This is a genomic window from Vibrio lentus, assembly GCF_002875945.1.
In the GTDB taxonomy this organism is placed as follows: domain Bacteria; phylum Pseudomonadota; class Gammaproteobacteria; order Enterobacterales; family Vibrionaceae; genus Vibrio; species Vibrio apostichopi.
On sequence record NZ_MCZK01000123.1, the window covers coordinates 1 to 15,930 of the forward strand.

18 protein-coding genes are annotated in these 15,930 nt (G+C 42.1%); 14 read left to right on the forward strand and 4 right to left on the reverse strand.

Features of this window, described 5'->3' with window-relative positions:
- Window positions 1–25: 25 nt before the first annotated feature.
- The 6 genes from radC (at window position 26) to BCT49_RS14065 (ending at window position 4,173) form a co-directional block, all read left to right on the forward strand.
- Complete coding sequence (radC, locus tag BCT49_RS14040; RefSeq protein ID WP_102436028.1) at window positions 26–670, forward strand: RadC family protein; 645 nt, start codon at window positions 26–28, stop codon at window positions 668–670.
- 292 nt (window positions 671–962) lie between these two features.
- A complete protein-coding gene (gene rpmB / locus BCT49_RS14045) occupies window positions 963–1,199 on the forward strand; it encodes a 50S ribosomal protein L28 (RefSeq protein ID WP_004728407.1) in 237 nt (78 codons plus the stop codon).
- Between the two features lie 13 nt (window positions 1,200–1,212).
- Complete coding sequence (gene rpmG / locus BCT49_RS14050; RefSeq protein ID WP_002535344.1) at window positions 1,213–1,380, forward strand: 50S ribosomal protein L33; 168 nt, start codon at window positions 1,213–1,215, stop codon at window positions 1,378–1,380.
- A gap of 312 nt (window positions 1,381–1,692) precedes the next feature.
- Window positions 1,693–2,265, forward strand: a complete 573-nt coding sequence (locus BCT49_RS14055) for a hypothetical protein (RefSeq protein ID WP_102435998.1) — start codon at window positions 1,693–1,695, stop codon at window positions 2,263–2,265.
- Between the two features lie 2 nt (window positions 2,266–2,267).
- On the forward strand, window positions 2,268–3,077 hold the full coding sequence (mutM, locus tag BCT49_RS14060) for a bifunctional DNA-formamidopyrimidine glycosylase/DNA-(apurinic or apyrimidinic site) lyase (RefSeq protein WP_102436000.1): 810 nt from the start codon (window positions 2,268–2,270) through the stop codon (window positions 3,075–3,077).
- A gap of 91 nt (window positions 3,078–3,168) precedes the next feature.
- Window positions 3,169–4,173 (forward strand): NAD-dependent epimerase, encoded by a 1,005-nt coding sequence (locus BCT49_RS14065; protein WP_102436002.1) that lies wholly within the window; start codon window positions 3,169–3,171, stop codon window positions 4,171–4,173.
- Window positions 4,174–4,249: 76 nt separating this feature from the next.
- Here the strand turns inward: BCT49_RS14065 and BCT49_RS14070 are convergent, their stop codons facing one another.
- The 3 genes from BCT49_RS14070 to BCT49_RS14080 form a co-directional block, all read right to left on the reverse strand.
- Entirely contained in the window at window positions 4,250–5,008 is a 759-nt protein-coding gene (locus tag BCT49_RS14070; RefSeq protein ID WP_102436004.1) for a glycosyltransferase family 25 protein, read from the reverse strand.
- Window positions 5,009–5,347: 339 nt separating this feature from the next.
- On the reverse strand, window positions 5,348–5,830 hold the full coding sequence (coaD, locus tag BCT49_RS14075; RefSeq protein ID WP_102436006.1) for a pantetheine-phosphate adenylyltransferase: 483 nt from the start codon (window positions 5,828–5,830) through the stop codon (window positions 5,348–5,350).
- A 1-nt stretch (window position 5,831) separates the two neighbouring features.
- Window positions 5,832–6,932 (reverse strand): glycosyltransferase family 9 protein, encoded by a 1,101-nt coding sequence (locus BCT49_RS14080; protein WP_102436008.1) that lies wholly within the window; start codon window positions 6,930–6,932, stop codon window positions 5,832–5,834.
- Between the two features lie 96 nt (window positions 6,933–7,028).
- On the opposite strand from BCT49_RS14080, the gene BCT49_RS14085 reads away from it, so the two are divergent.
- Both BCT49_RS14085 and BCT49_RS14090 read left to right on the forward strand, forming a co-directional pair.
- Window positions 7,029–7,751: a 3-deoxy-D-manno-octulosonic acid kinase gene (locus BCT49_RS14085; RefSeq protein ID WP_102436010.1), complete on the forward strand. Its 723-nt coding sequence runs from the start codon at window positions 7,029–7,031 to the stop codon at window positions 7,749–7,751.
- Window positions 7,752–8,861 carry a hypothetical protein gene (locus BCT49_RS14090; RefSeq protein WP_102436012.1) on the forward strand — a complete coding sequence of 370 codons (1,110 nt, stop codon included), beginning with the start codon at window positions 7,752–7,754 and terminating at the stop codon, window positions 8,859–8,861.
- Here the strand turns inward: BCT49_RS14090 and waaA are convergent.
- Complete coding sequence (waaA, locus tag BCT49_RS14095; protein ID WP_102436014.1) at window positions 8,858–10,123, reverse strand: lipid IV(A) 3-deoxy-D-manno-octulosonic acid transferase; 1,266 nt, start codon at window positions 10,121–10,123, stop codon at window positions 8,858–8,860. The two genes, BCT49_RS14090 and waaA, sit on opposite strands and share 4 nt — an antisense overlap.
- A 132-nt stretch (window positions 10,124–10,255) precedes the next feature.
- Here waaA and BCT49_RS14100 point away from each other — a divergent pair, with 132 nt between their 5' ends.
- From BCT49_RS14100 to pseF, 6 genes are all read left to right on the forward strand, one after another.
- Entirely contained in the window at window positions 10,256–11,287 is a 1,032-nt protein-coding gene (locus tag BCT49_RS14100; protein ID WP_102436016.1) for a UDP-N-acetylglucosamine 2-epimerase, read from the forward strand.
- 9 nt (window positions 11,288–11,296) lie between these two features.
- Window positions 11,297–12,076, forward strand: coding sequence for a glycosyltransferase family 2 protein (locus BCT49_RS14105; RefSeq protein ID WP_102436018.1), 780 nt, complete (start codon window positions 11,297–11,299; stop codon window positions 12,074–12,076).
- 10 nt (window positions 12,077–12,086) lie between these two features.
- On the forward strand, window positions 12,087–13,166 hold the full coding sequence (locus BCT49_RS14110; RefSeq protein ID WP_102436020.1) for a glycosyltransferase family 4 protein: 1,080 nt from the start codon (window positions 12,087–12,089) through the stop codon (window positions 13,164–13,166).
- Between the two features lie 80 nt (window positions 13,167–13,246).
- Window positions 13,247–14,260 carry a UDP-N-acetylglucosamine 4,6-dehydratase (inverting) gene (pseB, locus tag BCT49_RS14115; protein WP_102436022.1) on the forward strand — a complete coding sequence of 338 codons (1,014 nt, stop codon included), beginning with the start codon at window positions 13,247–13,249 and terminating at the stop codon, window positions 14,258–14,260.
- Window positions 14,257–15,432 (forward strand): UDP-4-amino-4,6-dideoxy-N-acetyl-beta-L-altrosamine transaminase, encoded by a 1,176-nt coding sequence (pseC, locus tag BCT49_RS14120; protein ID WP_102436024.1) that lies wholly within the window; start codon window positions 14,257–14,259, stop codon window positions 15,430–15,432. The genes pseB and pseC overlap by 4 nt, the downstream gene beginning before the upstream one ends.
- On the forward strand, window positions 15,432–15,930 hold a 499-nt coding region (gene pseF / locus BCT49_RS14125), incomplete at its 3' end, for a pseudaminic acid cytidylyltransferase (RefSeq protein ID WP_102436026.1). The genes pseC and pseF, both read left to right, overlap by 1 nt.

Genomic DNA, 15,930 nt, shown 5'->3' on the forward strand with positions numbered 1-15,930 from the left:
TGAATTACGCAACAAAGCCGAGTCGATGCCAAGAGAAAAACTATTGAGTCGAGGGCCTGATTCTTTAAGTGATGCGGAGTTGTTAGCGATATTTCTTCGAACCGGCACACAAGGAATGAATGTTTTAGAGCTTTCTGACAAGTTGATCAAAGATTTTGGCTCGCTGCGCCAACTTTTTTCTGCAACCGAGACTGAGTTTTGTGCTCATAAAGGGATGGGGCAGGCGAAATATGTCCAACTGCAGGCTGTTTTGGAGATGACGCAACGTTATTTAGCAGAGACTTTATCTCGAGGGGACGCATTAACCAGTCCAAGTCATACCAAGTTGTATCTTTCGAGTATATTGCGCGACCGCCAGCGAGAAGCCTTCTATATATTGTTCCTCGATAATCAAAATAGGGTAATAAAGGATGAAGTGATGTTTGAAGGAACCATCGATGCCGCATCGGTATACCCTAGAGAAGTAGTGAAACGGGCACTTCATCATAATGCAGCAGCATTAATCCTAGCGCACAACCATCCTTCTGGTGTCGCGGAGCCAAGCCAAGCAGATAGGCGAATTACACGCAGATTAACCGATGCATTGGCGCTGGTAGACATCCGAATTCTCGACCATTTTGTGGTTGGAGATGGCGAAGTTATCTCTTTTGCAGAGCGTGGATGGATTTGAATCACATTTTAGGTTGTTAGTTGCGTTAAATCTGCTATCATTCCGCCCACATTTTAGAACCTTAAATCAGCTCTGATTACTCAAATAGCTGCCCTGTTCAAAAAAAGATCACGAAATCCTTAAAAAGGATCTGTTCGGGTCTTGAGCAATGCATGTCAAGTTAGTATAATACGCGACCTTTGATAGCCTTGAATGGATTTTCCATTATGGTTTTTACCTCTATTTTCAGAATTGATAGAGAGGTTCGGCCACCAAGGTTGATATCGAGCTGAAACGATTTGGAGAGACATTCATGTCCCGAGTATGTCAAGTAACTGGTAAGCGTCCAGTAACGGGTAACAACCGTTCACACGCACGCAATGCTACCAAGCGTCGTTTTCTGCCGAACCTACAAACTCACCGTTTCTGGGTAGAGAGCGAAAAACGTTTTGTTAAACTACGTCTAACTGCTAAAGGCATGCGTATTATTGATAAGAAAGGCATCGATGCTGTTCTTGTTGATATCCGTGCACGTGGCGAAAACGTTTAAGAGGAATTAAGCAATGGCTAAAGGCATTCGTGAGAAAATCCGTCTAGTATCTTCTGCTGGAACTGGTCACTTCTACACAACTGACAAGAACAAGCGTAACATGCCAGGCAAATTTGAGATCAAAAAGTTTGATCCAGTAGTTCGCCAGCACGTTATGTACAAAGAAGCTAAAATCAAGTAATTGATAGCCCCTTTGTCTCTTCTTTTATAGAAGAATAAATTAAAAACCCAGCTTATAGCTGGGTTTTTTTATGTCCAAAATTTAGGAAGCCCCAGTATTTTGAGAAACCTGAGGTTTTTTTGAGAAGCTTAAGCTTTTTCGAGAAGACTAAGTGTTTTTGAGAGGCGTAAGTTTCATTGACGCAATTTGGCACCTACCGTATAGACGTTCCACTTTCTGATGGGCTTATATGATAGAAAATTGCTCAGCATAGAATGTGTCGCCATTTTCACGATATACTGAACACTCAATAGGTTAGATGAGCAGAATCAGATGAGATATCGTGGACGTCGGTGGAACAACATACTCATGTTAAGCGTGATCGCTTTTATTGGGGTGTTAAACTTGCCAACATTGATCAAAACGTACCTTATCGAACCTGAGCCTGAACCTGAACTTCAGGCAAGCAGCCCTTATCCTTATCTTTTAAACCCAACAGCAGAGCTTCAAGCCTTACACTTTGCTAAGTGGTCGGTAGTACAAGAAGACGGCCATTGGGTTTATCAAATGAAAGAGTCCGTATCAGAGCAAAGTGTGACTGCACAAGAGTTATCGCAACGCTGGCAACAGCTAGTAGGCACGGAAGTCGACGCTAAAACCTATACCGACCTTACTCCTCAGCTTAATACGCCACACACCATTGAAGTGTGGTATCAAGACCAAGAAGAGCCACAACGCATTACTTATTATCAACTACCTGAGTTTTGGTTGTTAAAAAACTGGAATGATCAGTGGTTGGCGGTGTCTATTGAAGAGAGCTACTTGTTTCCAAACCTTAGCTCAGAACATTCATTTAAGTCAGACAAGCCACCTAAATCAGACAAACCACCTAAATCGGACGACTAACTATGCCTGAATTACCCGAAGTTGAAGTAAGCCGCATGGGGATCTCGCCTCATTTAGTCGGTGAGAAGATTAAATCCCTGACTTTTCGAACGCCTAAGTTGCGCTGGGATATTCCTCAAGAACTTAAGCGACTAGAAGGACAGGTGATTCGCTCTATTTCACGCCGAGCTAAGTACCTATTGATTGAAACTGATACAGGCACAGCGATTGTTCACCTTGGTATGTCTGGCTCACTGCGCGTTTTAGATGCCGATTTCCCGCCAGCAAAACACGATCACGTGGATCTTAAGCTAACCAATGGCAAGATATTGCGTTACAACGATCCGCGTCGCTTTGGTGCGTGGTTATGGTCGGCACCGGATGAGATACATACTGTGTTACTCGGTTCCGGCCCTGAACCACTAACCGATGACTTCAATGCTGATTACGTTGCTGAGAAAGCAGAAAAGCGTAAAGTGGCCGTCAAGCAGTTCATCATGGACAACAAAGTGGTGGTCGGTGTGGGAAATATCTACGCTAATGAAGCGCTATTTTCTTCACGAATTCATCCTTTGCGCCCAGCAAGCAAAGTAACAAAAGAAGAGTGGGTCTTGCTAACCAAAGAGATCAAGCAAGTACTCGCGACTGCCATCAAACAAGGCGGTACTACGCTTAAAGATTTCGCACAAGCGGATGGCAAGCCGGGGTACTTCGCCCAAGAGCTGCAAGTTTATGGAAAAGCGGGAGAAAAGTGCCCGAGTTGTGGTGAGAAACTTGATGAGCAAAAAATCGGACAAAGGAATACGTTTTTTTGCTCTCAATGTCAGGTATAGAAAAACTGAACCTATGTTCACTTTTTTAAGCTAGTAGATATGCGGTCTAGTAGCTACAATTGCAATAATTATATGAATTGAGAATAGTAGAATGAAATATTTAGTAACTGGCGTTGCTGGCTTTATTGGCTCTGCAGTTTCAGAGCGACTATGTGCGGCAGGACATGAGGTTATTGGTATTGATAACCTAAATGACTACTACGAAGTCTCTTTAAAGCATGACCGCCTGAAACGTATCGAGCATGAAAATCTGACTTTTATCGAGCTGGATCTTGCTGATAGGGAAGGCATGGCGAAGCTGTTTGCTGAGCAAAAGTTTGACCGTGTGATTCATTTAGCAGCGCAAGCTGGCGTTCGTTACTCAATTGATAACCCAATGGCGTATGCCGATAGCAACCTTGTCGGTCACTTAGCTATTCTTGAAGGCTGTCGCCATAATAAGGTTGAACACCTCGTTTATGCTTCATCGAGTTCTGTTTATGGCTTGAATCAAAAAATGCCATTCCATACAGCAGACAGTGTTGATCACCCGATTTCACTGTACGCCGCGACTAAGAAGTCGAATGAGTTGATGGCGCATACCTATTCTCATTTATATGACGTACCAACGACTGGCCTTCGCTTCTTTACGGTTTACGGCCCTTGGAGTCGCCCTGATATGGCGATGTTCAAGTTTGCGAATCTAATCGTAGCGGGCAAAGAAATCGACATTTATAACAACGGCGACATGATGCGTGACTTCACTTATATCGATGATATTGTTGAAGGTATTATTCGTGTTCAAGATCGTATTCCAGCCAAGCAACCAGATTGGACTGTGGAGCTAGGCTCACCTGCAACCAGTTCTGCACCATATCGCGTATTTAACATCGGTCATGGTAGCCCGGTTAAATTAATGGACTATATTGAAGCATTAGAAGGTGCTCTAGGTATTGAAGCGAAAAAGAACTTCATGCCAATGCAACCGGGTGATGTGTACGCAACTTATGCTGATACGGAAGATCTGTTTGAAGCGGTTGGCTACAAGCCTCAAGTTAAGATCCAAGAGGGAGCAAAAGCTTTCGCGGATTGGTATAAGGCCTATTACTCGCTGTAGTAATTGATGGTTTTAATTGAAAATAGCGCTCAATGAGCGCTATTTTTGTTTTGGAGAGCGTTAATGTTTAGCGTCGCTACCTATATAATTTTGGCCTGTGCTTTTTATCTAAGATAGAGAGATGGTAAAAATTAGTTGCTAGGTTGAGCACCATGTTCTTTATTTTGTTAGTAGATTTCATGAAGGCCACTGAATAGTCTTTTCTACCTTTGTGTTTACGATTACCAATAATTGACGGCTGCTTACTACGTTGTAAACCCGCAGAAGAAACACCAAACATGGGGTGTTTATGAACCCAAGTATTCCGTAAGAATACATCGACTGGATAATTGAAAGTTGAACTTTGTTCGATGAAAGCTTGTGCAGCTTTGGGAGATATAGCGTAACAGGCGGTTCCTTGAGGTACTTTTAAATACTTTACAAGGTGTTGGGTATCGTGCCTATCAACTGAGTAATGTAATTTGTTCTTACTGTCTTGTAAGCGAATAAAGCCACACTGCTCAATATGCTGCTCGGCTATAGTCAGAGTATTACGAAATATGTCGATATTAATATCGGCATGATCTTCGAAGACTAAAATTGGCTCATTGAGCTCTATACATTTTTGCCAAATAAGGTAATGGCTTGCATAACAGCCAACTTCTCCAATTGCATGCGACCTGCCCATATTGTGTAAAAAAGCTCTATCGTGAATTCTTGTTAATAGAGGGTGTTCATCGGTTCGTGCATCCACTCCAATAAAAAACTCAAAATCAACCTGAACATCCTTAAGGGTATCGGCTGTTGATTTTTGCCTACAATGATTTGCTTTTAAGGTAAGACAGTATGATTTCATAGAGCTATATTGATGTATTTACTTGTATTGAACTATGTTATCACTCGCCCAACTTTTTGTAATGATTGTTCACTTAGTTAGCAGTTATGGTTGTGACGGACTTCAAGAATGTTGAGGCAACATGAATTATGCCTTGTTGTTGGCTATGCAATATCAGAGAGAGCATGGGTGGGGCGTATTAATAACTTGAATTCGTATAAATAGGTCTCTCTGAAATGTGACTTCCTAATCGCATTGAGAATACAAATTTGATCTTTATCTAACCTACTACTCGATTTAAACATTAATGCATTAACAAAAATAGCGCCAATGAGCGCTATTTTTTTGGAGAAGGGATCGTTATTTGGTTGTTTTGAGCTTTATTTCGGCTGCAACTTTTTGTGGTACAAACTGACTTATATCCCCGCCATGTATCGCGACTTCACGGACAATGGTTGAGGATAGAAATGCATACTCCTCTGAAGGGGTTAGAAACACACTCTCAAGCCCCGGTAATAACTTACGATACATGCTAGTTAGTCCAAACTCGTACTCGAAATCCATTGTTGTTCTTAGGCCACGTACCAATACGTTAGCTTTCTGTTGCTTCGTAAAATCGACCAGTAACCCAGAAAATCCTTCAACAGACACGTTAGATAAGTGAGACACGGCATCACGTAACAACTCTACTCGTTCATCTAATTCAAACATGGTCTTTTTACTTGGGCTCGCTGCTACCCCAACGGTGATATGGTCAAACATGCTAGCGGCACGAACAATAATATCAAGGTGGCCATTGGTCACAGGATCAAACGTCCCTGGGTAAATAACGTGTGTGCTCATATCAGCTGTCCTTGCTTAATGTCTGGCTAGAGTTTGGCTCAACGCTTAAATCTAGTACTTGCTGAGAATTTAATACTTTGTCGAGTTGCTGCTTTACCATATCGATAGTGATGTCTTTCATAAGATCATCGCCTTTGGCGCGGGTTCCCCATGGAAGGTCTTCGACTGGCTTACCTTGTTGTGCTTCTACGTGCTGTTGATAAACACTCACTACGATATCGAGATCGTTGTAAGGGCCTGTTCTACGAGGATCGCTGTGTGCGTACAAGCCAATTACCGGGGTTGACTGTGTAGTTGCCAAGTGGGCTGGGCCAGTATCAGGTGCCAATACAACCGTTGCATGTTTCAGTACGGCAGTAAGTTGCTTCAAGTTCGTTTTGCCAATCAAGTTAATAACTGGCGACTGGCATAATTTTTCGATATCGTTGCCTAGGTTAACTTCTCTTGGTGCCGGAGAACCGCAAAGCACCACTTGCATACCTTTTTCCACTGCGTAATCGGCAATAGCGGCATATCGTTCAGTCAACCAGTTGCGTGAATCTTTACTGGCTGCAGGAGAGATAACCAAGGTCGGTTTATTTGCCATGGTGTTGATTGCGAGTTGCTCATCCTCTAGTGTTAAAGGGATATCCCATTGAGGTTTATTAAAAGGCACACCAATATAGCGAGCAAATTCGGCAAAGTTATCCAACACATGAAACTTATCTGAAATAGATAAGTGGCGGTTGGTAAAGAGTGACTGCATTTCACGAGTACGGTTTTTGCCAAATCCAACTTTGCACTTCGCTTTTATCCCCCATGATAGTGCGCTGGCTCTGAGCGCGGCTTGCATATGCAGAAGAGCATCAAACTTACGATCAGATAGCTGACGCCATAATTCACACATTCCTTTGAAGCCTTGTTTCTTATCGAAAACAATCACCTCAATACCGGGTAGATCGCCGATAAGCATGGCTTCTATTTTGCCTGTTATCCAAGTGATTTTCGTTTCAGGCCACTGCTTCTGGATGGCTTGAACCACAGAAATAGCATGACAAACATCGCCAATCGCGGAGAGGCGAAGTATGCAAAGAGATTGAGGTGCAGTTGAGAACAGTGACATAAAGTGCCCGAAAAAAGTGAATAACATCAGAATTATGCAGATACTCGCATTAGTTGTAAAATAGCAATGACGAAAAGCGACCCAAAGGCCTCATAGATGGATACGATTAGCACCAAGAACCAAACAATTTGGTACGACCCTGAACTTTTGGCTCAGGTACCAGAGGGCGATATAGCTCAGATCTTTGAGTCTGAATATTGGCAGCAACAAGACGCCATTTCAGGCAGTGCTCAAGGACGCGGTACCACATGGTTCATTCAGCTTGATGGAATACAGGCTGCACTGCGCCATTATCGCCGTGGCGGATTGTTTGGGAAGCTAGTCGAAGACCAATATCGCTTCTCTGATTGGGAAAGCACGCGCTGTGCGATGGAGCTTAATGTTCTCAAGGTATTGGCAAACGCAGGTGTGAATGTACCGAAGCCCATTGCTGCTAGAGCCATTAAAAGCGGACTACTTTATCGAGCGGACTTAATGTCTGAACGAATCCCCAATGCCAAGGATCTGGTCGATGTATTGGTTACTAACCCGATTGATGCGGATATTTATCAAAAAATTGGCCAAGAGATACGTAAGATGCACGATGCAGGGGTGAATCATACCGATCTCAATATTCATAATATCTTGCTTGATGATTCGCAAAAGGTGTGGATTATTGACTTTGATAAGTGTGGTCAGCAAGCGGGTGATGACTGGAAAGAAGGCAACTTGAATCGCTTAAAGCGCTCGTTCTTAAAAGAAGTGAACAAGCGCCAGATTCAATGGCAGGAGTCGGATTGGGGATACTTGAATGATGGCTACATGTTGGGAGTTATGTAAATGTTCTTAAATAAAAACATCATCGTTGGTTTTGAAAATCATGTTTTTACTAAATTATATATTGATGTACTTGTTAGAAAGTGCTCGATTAGAGAAGAAGATATCATTCTAATATCTTTGTCTGAAAATGTTCAGGATACTCATTTAAAGGGTACGAATGTAAAGTTATTAAACTATCGAATGGTAGACTTAGGTGCTCTTGTTAGCTGTAAAACAGTAACCTCGATTAGCTTAGGGTTAAGTAATGCCCCTTTTTTGAAGACCCTTCTGGAATGCTCAGATGAGTTTATCGACAAACTATATGTTCATCTGACAGATGATGAAGTAGCCCGTTGGCTCAAAACAATCGAAAAGAAAGGTAGTTTAATTCAAACGAGAAATAATCAGATTAATGAAGACTGCTTATTTGTCCTGAATAAAGTTATTAACTTTATTGCGCCAGAACCCTACTTCCGTCCCTCACTTGAAAAAATTCTGAAACGAAGAGAACTCAATTTTTATGACGCAAGGGATGCTTTTAAATCGATGCCCAGTGAGCTGTGGGATGAATTTGAATGTATGCAATCTAAGTACATAGAAGAAACTCGACCGGAAAATAAGATATTGATAGGCGCAAAGGCTGACACTTTCTCTGTGCTTGATATTTTGTCAATTATCTATCATTTAGGTATCGCTGGAGTTTTAAATCAACATAAATTGTTAGTTTTCGTTAAACCTAAAAGAGTGTTTTCTAGGATCATTATCGATGCATTTTTGGCCTTGTTTAAGATGAAATGTGTAGTTGATATCAGCTATGTAACACCAACAAACAATATTAATTACAATGCATTGATCATGTCTTGCTCCGATATTATCTTACAAGGAAGAGGGAGCATGAGCACGGCTAGGAGCTTTATTTCTGGTGGTAATGGTGCAATCCATGTGAAAGTTGAAACCCCTAATTTCATAGAGATGACAGAATCCGAAGGAATCTCAGTTAACGGCTACAACACTTTGGCTGGAATACCACAGAGCTTTGAGAATAAATCTAAAGCTACTGATGAAAACCGACAAATAATTAAAAGTCGATTTTCACAAAAGTATCAAGTTTTGAATAATATATACAGTTAACAGCTTTCTATTTTTATGAGTGTATTGAGCAACGCCCCTCGATTTTGCTCAATCACTTGATAAGCCGCTAAGCCTTTTTCTTTACGTAATTTGGGATGTGTGAACAGCGCTCTAAGCTGGTCTGCAATTTCATTACTGTTGTGACAAATAGTGACGGCTTGAGCTTCCAGTAGCTTGTCAGTGATCTCGTTGAAGTTAAAATAGCTAGGGCCATTGAGTAAAGGTAACTGCAGTGCCGCAGGCTCTAGAAGATTGTGGCCACCTACCTTATCGCCCACAAGGCTTCCTCCCATAAAGCACACATCAGATCCGCCGAGTAATACCAACATTTCTCCCATCGTATCCGCAATATACACTTCAACATCAGAGGTGATTGGTTGCTGACTCGTTCGAGTGATGGTGTTGAATTGGTGTTGTTTAGCCAGTTCCGTTACTTGATTAAATCGCTCTGGATGACGAGGCACAATCATCAGCAAGGTATTAGGATTGTCTTTAAGGAGCTGTTTATGAGCGTCTAAGACAATTTCATCTTCGCCTTGATGAGTGCTGGCTGCTATCCACACACAGCGTTCAAAGCCAATTTGTTCACGTAACGCTCTGCCTTTTGATACTTGTTCAGCTGAGACTTCAATATCAAACTTGATCGATCCAGTCACATGCACAGATGCTTTATTTAACCCTAATCGTATAAAACGCTCAGCATCACTTGGGTATTGGCAAAGTACTTGAGATAGGTTTTTGGCTAAGAGGTTAAAAACGGCTTGGAATTTAGCATAACGCTGGCACGAGCGTTCGGATAGGCGGGCGTTGAGTACTGAAATAGGAATCCCAGCTTTCGCGACGCAGTGCAGTGTGTTTGGCCATAATTCTGTTTCCATGATTAGCATCTGTTTAGGCTGAACAGTTTTCAAAAAACCTCGAATACACCAAGAAAAATCAATCGGCATGTAGCGATGCTCGACTAAATCACCGAGTTTTTCTATCTGCTCTGCACCTGTGCTGGTTGTCGTGGTAACGATAATTGATTGATTTGGATCTCGCTGCTTCAATTGCTTAATAATCGGTATTGCGGCAATAGACTCACCAACCGATACCGCATGAATCCAGATAGGAGTTTTACCTTGAGTTTGCGGTGTGATGCCGAAATGTTCTTTCCAGCGCTGACCGAAATTTGGCTTCCCAGGCTTACTCTTATAAAGTCCATACAGAAGTAGCGGAGAGGCTAGTGACAATATGAGAGTATAGAAAAGTCGTATAAGCATAAGAACAGTGACACCAGAAGGTAAAATCAGTATTGAGAAGAGTATTTTCTTCAATCTCGAAAGTAAAGAGCGTTATAATTAAATGCTTAGTTGCACTTTCAAACGGAAATGGTGAATTTTATCTCATCGCTTATGCAAACCGATCAAACCTATCGTTTCTTGCTCTACGTCGAGCAAAATTACTCATTTGCAATCCTTCGCCCATTCTATGATTACGCGAAGCACCTCGGCCACGATGTTAAGTGGTTGCTTGTTGGTGACGAGGCTTCTGAACATCTTTTACTAGAGCATGAACAGAGCGTCTCTTTAGCTGAAGCTGTCTCCTTTAACCCTTCAGCTGTTTTAGTGCCCGGTGATCGCGTTCCTGCATTTATTCCTGGGTTGAAGGTGCAAGTGTTTCACGGTTTGAATGAGAGTAAGCGAGGGAACTTATATCCTGAGCGTGGTCTATTTGATTTGTATTGCACAGAAGGCCATGAAAGAACGAGCTCATTGGAACCACTAGCTAAACAGCGCGGCTATTTTCAAGTAAAAGAGACTGGATGGCTGAAGCTGGATAGTTTGTTTAATTATCAAGCTGGTGAGAACCATTTTGAGAGACCTCAAATACTGTTCGCTTCCACTTTTTCGCCAAGCTTATCGTGTGCAGAGTTGGTTTATGAAGAGCTTAAGCGCCTCAGTCAACTGAGTCAGTGGCAATGGTTAGTGACTCTTCATCCTAAAATGAATCAAGAGACACGAGCGAAATATCAGGCATTGGAAGGGGATAGCCTTCTCTTTTTCGATAATGACCGAGTGATTGAAATGCAACATCGTGCTGATGTTATGGTGTGTGACAACTCATCGATATTTCAGGAATTCTTGTTGCTCAATAAGCCTGTTGTCACGGTAAATAATCGAGATCCTCAAGCAAGCTTCATTAACATTACGCAAGCCGAGCAGTTAGAGTCAGCAATTAAGCAAGCGATGTTACCTGATGAAGCAAGAGATAGCGCTATCGTTAACTACGGCCCGTCAATAACGCCATATTTAGATGGGCAATCTTCAGCTAGAGTTCTGAGTGCTATTACTGATGTGCTAGAAAGCGGCTGGCAAGATAACAAGCCAAAAAATTGGATTCGTAACTTTAAAATCCGTAAATCATTAAACTATTGGAAATTCTAGGGCTGAATAATGAGAAAACATACCCTGTCTGTCATTGTTATTACCAAGAATGAAGAAGACCGAATTGAAACTTGCCTTAAATCTGTCGTCGATATTGCCGATGAGCTGGTTGTTTTAGACAGTGGCTCAACAGATGCAACAGTTGAAATATGTCAAAAATATACAGATAACGTGACCATCACAGATTGGCCTGGTTTTGGTAAGCAAAAGCAGCGAGCGCTAGATAAAGCGACATGTGACTGGGTGTTATCAATCGATGCTGACGAAGCTCTAGATGAAGAGATGAGCAAGGCTCTTGTTGAACTATTGAAGCAAGATCAAATCAAACACACAGCGTATAAACTTCCTTGGGGAGTAACCCTTTATGGCACAACGCTCAAGTATGGCCGTAGCGCTCGCGCAGTCTTAAGATTGTTCAAGAGAGAAGGTTCTCGTTATACGCTTGATGAAGTTCACGAGACTGTCGTTCCAGAGCAAGGTTCTACAGGGATATTGAAGGGGTTTCTTCTTCATTACACCCATCGCGATTATGGTCATGGTTTAGATAAAGCAGCGCAGTACGCTTGGCTTGGCTCGCAAAAGTACCATCGTAAAGGCAAGAAATCACATGGCTTATTCTTGGCGTTGTTACGAGCTATGTGGACGTTCTTCCTTGTGTATGTCATTCGCCGTGGCTTTATGGATGGCAGTGTCGGCTTCATTATGGCGATGACTTACGCTCAAGTGAATTTCAATAAATATGTCGGTTTGTGGATTCTTGAAAACCGTTCAGAAGACCAAGCCAAATAGGAACCGATAGATGAAAATTTTAGTTTGTGCATCTTACTTACATGCATGGAATAGTTTGCGCCCTGAAGCCGCAATCTTTATTGAGCTTGCGCGTCAAGGACACCAAGTCACTATCATGACCCAAGGTGAGTCTGAACATGTATCAAAGTTAGAAGAGTACGGCATTCGAGTCGTTGATGGTTATCCTAAGCGTAAAGTTTGTTTTGATACTATTAAAAAGATTCGCCACGAGCTGAAAACGTATGATTACGACATCTGCTATGCTTTTAACTCAAAAACGATACCTAATGCGGCGTTTGCATGTATTGGTTTCAAGATTAAATTAGTCGTTTATCGAGGCACTACTGGAGGTTTATATCGACATGACCCTAGTGCTTATTTAACTCAACTTCACCCTCGTGTAGACGGCATTGTCTGTGTTTCAGAAGCGGTCCGACAAGATGTGGTAAAACGAGTTTGGAAGAACAAAGATAACGTTGTTACCATCTATAAAGGGCATGAATTGGACTGGTATAAAGTGCCACCAACTGAGCGCTCTGAATTTGGCTTGAATGAAGATGATGTCGTCGCGATTACTGCAGCGCACGTAAGGCCAAGTAAGGGCATCTCTGTTTTACTTGAGGCGACTAAATACATTAATGCGCCGAACTTCCATTTGATCTTAGCGGGCAGCGGCTACGAGCCTCATTTTGATGAGATGAAAGCAAGTCCTATGAGTGAGCGAATTCACTACATTGGTCATCGTACTGACATCCCTTCAATTATGTGTATGGCTGACTTTCAAGTTCAGCCATCGATTAGCGGAGAAGGGCTACCACGCACGATTGTCGAAGCGATGGCTAATGGCACAACCTCAGTAGTAACGACTACCGGTGGAGCTCCTGAACTCGTTGTAGATGGCGAGACTGGTTATATTGTCCCGACTGGTGACGCCAAGGCGTTGGGTGAGGCTATGGACAAGCTCGCGCAAGATAAGGCCAAGTGTATAGCAATGAGTGAAGCGGCTAAGAAGCGCTTAGATGAAAGCTTTAGTTCACGAGTGACAGTGAAGAAGCATCTGGAGTTTTTTGAGAAGTTGTTAACCAGCTAAAAGTAGCTAGATATCAATTTGGAATTCAAGTACCTAAGTTTAAAACTTAGAGAAATAGAAACATATTAGAGTAGTTAAGTATGCTAAATAACAAGACAGTATTAATTACGGGTGGCACAGGGTCATTTGGTAAGCAATTTATCAAAACAATTCTTGAACGATACCAAGACGTGAAGAAGATCATTATCTTTTCTCGTGATGAATTGAAGAAGTTTGAAATCAAACAGCAATATCCGCATAAGGATTTTCCTCAATTACGCTTCTTTATCGGCGATGTTCGTGATCGTAACCGTATGATTCAAGCGTGTGAAGATGTTGATGTTATTATCCATGCCGCTGCGATCAAACAAGTAGACACTGCTGAGTACAATCCGACTGAATGTATTCGCACAAATATTGATGGCGCAGAGAATGTGATTAGTGCGGCTCTTGCGTGTGGTGTGAAAGATGTCGTTGCTCTTTCGACCGATAAAGCATGTGCACCAATTAACTTATATGGTGCTACAAAGCTTGCTTCAGATAAGCTTTTTGCTGCTGCAAACAATATTAAAGGTTCAAAAGATATTCGTTTCAGTGTCGTACGTTACGGAAACGTAATGGGCTCTCGTGGTTCGGTTATTCCATTCTTTATGCAGAAAAAAGAAGAGGGCTTACTACCAATTACACACGAAGAGATGACGCGCTTTAATATTTCTCTTCAAGATGGCGTGAATATGGTGATGTACGCTCTAGAGAACCATCTTGGTGGCGAGATCTTCGTTCCAAAAATTCCATCATATAAAATCTTAGATATCGCAGAAGCGATTGCCCCAGGAATCGAAACGAAAGTAGTTGGTATCCGCCCTGGTGAAAAGCTTCATGAAGAAATGATTACTGATACCGATTCTCTTAATACGATTGATCTAGGTCGTTATTACGCGATCCTTCCTTCTGTATCTTTTACGTATACAGAAGATGAATATATGAATCATCATAAAGCTGAAAAAGTCCCATTTGGTTTTAAGTATAACTCAGGTACCAATACTGAATGGGAAACCATTGAAGGTCTACGTGACCTAATCAAAGAGCATGTTGACCCTAAATTTACAGTGTGAGTAGAGCAGTGATTCCATACGGCAAGCAAGATATCAGTCAGCAAGATATTGACAGTGTAGTTGATGTCCTTAAATCTGACTTTCTAACTCAAGGACCACAAGTCCCTGCATTTGAATACGCATTAACAGAACATACTGGCGCTCAGTATGCGTTGGCAGTGAATAGTGCAACTTCCGCTCTACATATTGCTTGTCTCGCTTTGGGTTTAGGCAAAGGAGATTGGCTTTGGACATCTCCTATTACTTTTGTAGCCTCAGCAAACTGTGGTTTGTACTGTGGTGCAAAAGTGGATTTTGTCGACATCGACCCAGATACATACAACATGTGCCCTAAACGACTTGAAGAGAAGCTCATCAAAGCAAAATCTGAAGGTAGGCTGCCAAAAGTCGTAGTGCCAGTACATTTATGTGGACAGCCATGTGACATGGCTGCAATTGGTAAGTTAGCCAAAGAGTATGGGTTCAAGCTTGTTGAAGATGCTTCTCATGCGATTGGCAGTCGATATCAAGACCTGCCGATTGGGAATTGCGAACACTCAGACATCACGGTATTTAGTTTCCACCCAGTAAAAATCGTGACAACTGCCGAAGGTGGTGCCGCATTAACGAACCAGAAAGAGCTAGCTGATAAAATGGCTCTCTTGCGTAGTCATGGTATTACTCGAGATCCTGAAATGATGACGGAAGCTTCTCATGGTGGTTGGTATTACCAACAGGTTGATTTAGGTTTCAATTACCGCATGACAGAACTTCAAGCTGCATTGGGTGTCACTCAAATGCAACGACTTGATAAATTTGTTGCGGCGCGCCATGTGTTGTCTAAGCGTTATAATCAAATGTTATCTGAATTACCTTTAGTACTTCCTTATCAACTGGAAAACACGTATTCAGGTTTACATTTATTTGTAATCCGATTTAAGTTAGATGAAATATCATTAACTCATAAGCAAGTGTTTGACGCACTGCGTGAAAATGGTATCGGTGTTAATTTGCATTACATTCCTGTTCATACTCAGCCATATTACCAAGCTATGGGCTTTACTGAAGGGGATTTCCCTGAGTCAGAACGCTATTATCAAGAAGCAATCTCACTGCCAATGTTCCACGGTATGACGGAAGAACAACAAAATACCGTTGTTCGTGTCGTAACCGAAATTTTGACAGGTAAATAATGAACGTTGCTATTATTCCTGCACGAGGTGGCAGCAAACGTATTCCCCGTAAAAATATTAAGCACTTTCATGGCAAGCCTATGATCGCTTACTCCATCGAAGCTGCATTTGCTTCAGATTGTTTTGATAAGGTTATTGTCTCTACTGATGATGCTGAGATAGCTGAGATAGCTGAGGTAGCGAAGAAATATGGTGCTGAAGTACCATTTTTACGGCCTTCAAATATCTCCGACGATTATGCTACCACCATGGATGTGATGCACCATGCAATAACTTGGTGTGGTAACAATGGCTGGAATATTGGTGATGTTTGTTGTTTGTACGCCACCGCTCCGTTTGTTTTACCTGAAGACCTGCAGAAAGGTTACGAGCTACTTAGGGAGACTAGTGTGCAATTTACATTTAGTGCCACATCGTTTCCGTTTCCGATTCAGCGTGCAATTAAGCTTGATGAGCAAGGCTCTGTTTCGATGTTTTCGCGGCTTTGTTGCGTAATTC

Excerpts from the sequence above, each read along its gene's own strand:
- radC (WP_102436028.1), top strand. The coding sequence starts at position 26 with ATGCCAAGAGAAAAACTATTGAGTCGAGGGCCTGATTCTTTAAGTGAT.
- rpmB (WP_004728407.1), top strand. The coding sequence starts at position 963 with ATGTCCCGAGTATGTCAAGTAACTGGTAAGCGTCCAGTAACGGGTAAC.
- rpmG (WP_002535344.1), top strand. The coding sequence starts at position 1,213 with ATGGCTAAAGGCATTCGTGAGAAAATCCGTCTAGTATCTTCTGCTGGA.
- BCT49_RS14055 (WP_102435998.1), top strand. The coding sequence starts at position 1,693 with ATGAGATATCGTGGACGTCGGTGGAACAACATACTCATGTTAAGCGTG.
- mutM (WP_102436000.1), top strand. The coding sequence starts at position 2,268 with ATGCCTGAATTACCCGAAGTTGAAGTAAGCCGCATGGGGATCTCGCCT.
- BCT49_RS14065 (WP_102436002.1), top strand. The coding sequence starts at position 3,169 with ATGAAATATTTAGTAACTGGCGTTGCTGGCTTTATTGGCTCTGCAGTT.
- BCT49_RS14070 (WP_102436004.1), bottom strand. The coding sequence starts at position 5,008 with ATGAAATCATACTGTCTTACCTTAAAAGCAAATCATTGTAGGCAAAAA.
- coaD (WP_102436006.1), bottom strand. The coding sequence starts at position 5,830 with ATGAGCACACACGTTATTTACCCAGGGACGTTTGATCCTGTGACCAAT.
- BCT49_RS14080 (WP_102436008.1), bottom strand. The coding sequence starts at position 6,932 with ATGTCACTGTTCTCAACTGCACCTCAATCTCTTTGCATACTTCGCCTC.
- BCT49_RS14085 (WP_102436010.1), top strand. The coding sequence starts at position 7,029 with ATGGATACGATTAGCACCAAGAACCAAACAATTTGGTACGACCCTGAA.
- BCT49_RS14090 (WP_102436012.1), top strand. The coding sequence starts at position 7,752 with ATGTTCTTAAATAAAAACATCATCGTTGGTTTTGAAAATCATGTTTTT.
- waaA (WP_102436014.1), bottom strand. The coding sequence starts at position 10,123 with ATGCTTATACGACTTTTCTATACTCTCATATTGTCACTAGCCTCTCCG.
- BCT49_RS14100 (WP_102436016.1), top strand. The coding sequence starts at position 10,256 with ATGCAAACCGATCAAACCTATCGTTTCTTGCTCTACGTCGAGCAAAAT.
- BCT49_RS14105 (WP_102436018.1), top strand. The coding sequence starts at position 11,297 with ATGAGAAAACATACCCTGTCTGTCATTGTTATTACCAAGAATGAAGAA.
- BCT49_RS14110 (WP_102436020.1), top strand. The coding sequence starts at position 12,087 with ATGAAAATTTTAGTTTGTGCATCTTACTTACATGCATGGAATAGTTTG.
- pseB (WP_102436022.1), top strand. The coding sequence starts at position 13,247 with ATGCTAAATAACAAGACAGTATTAATTACGGGTGGCACAGGGTCATTT.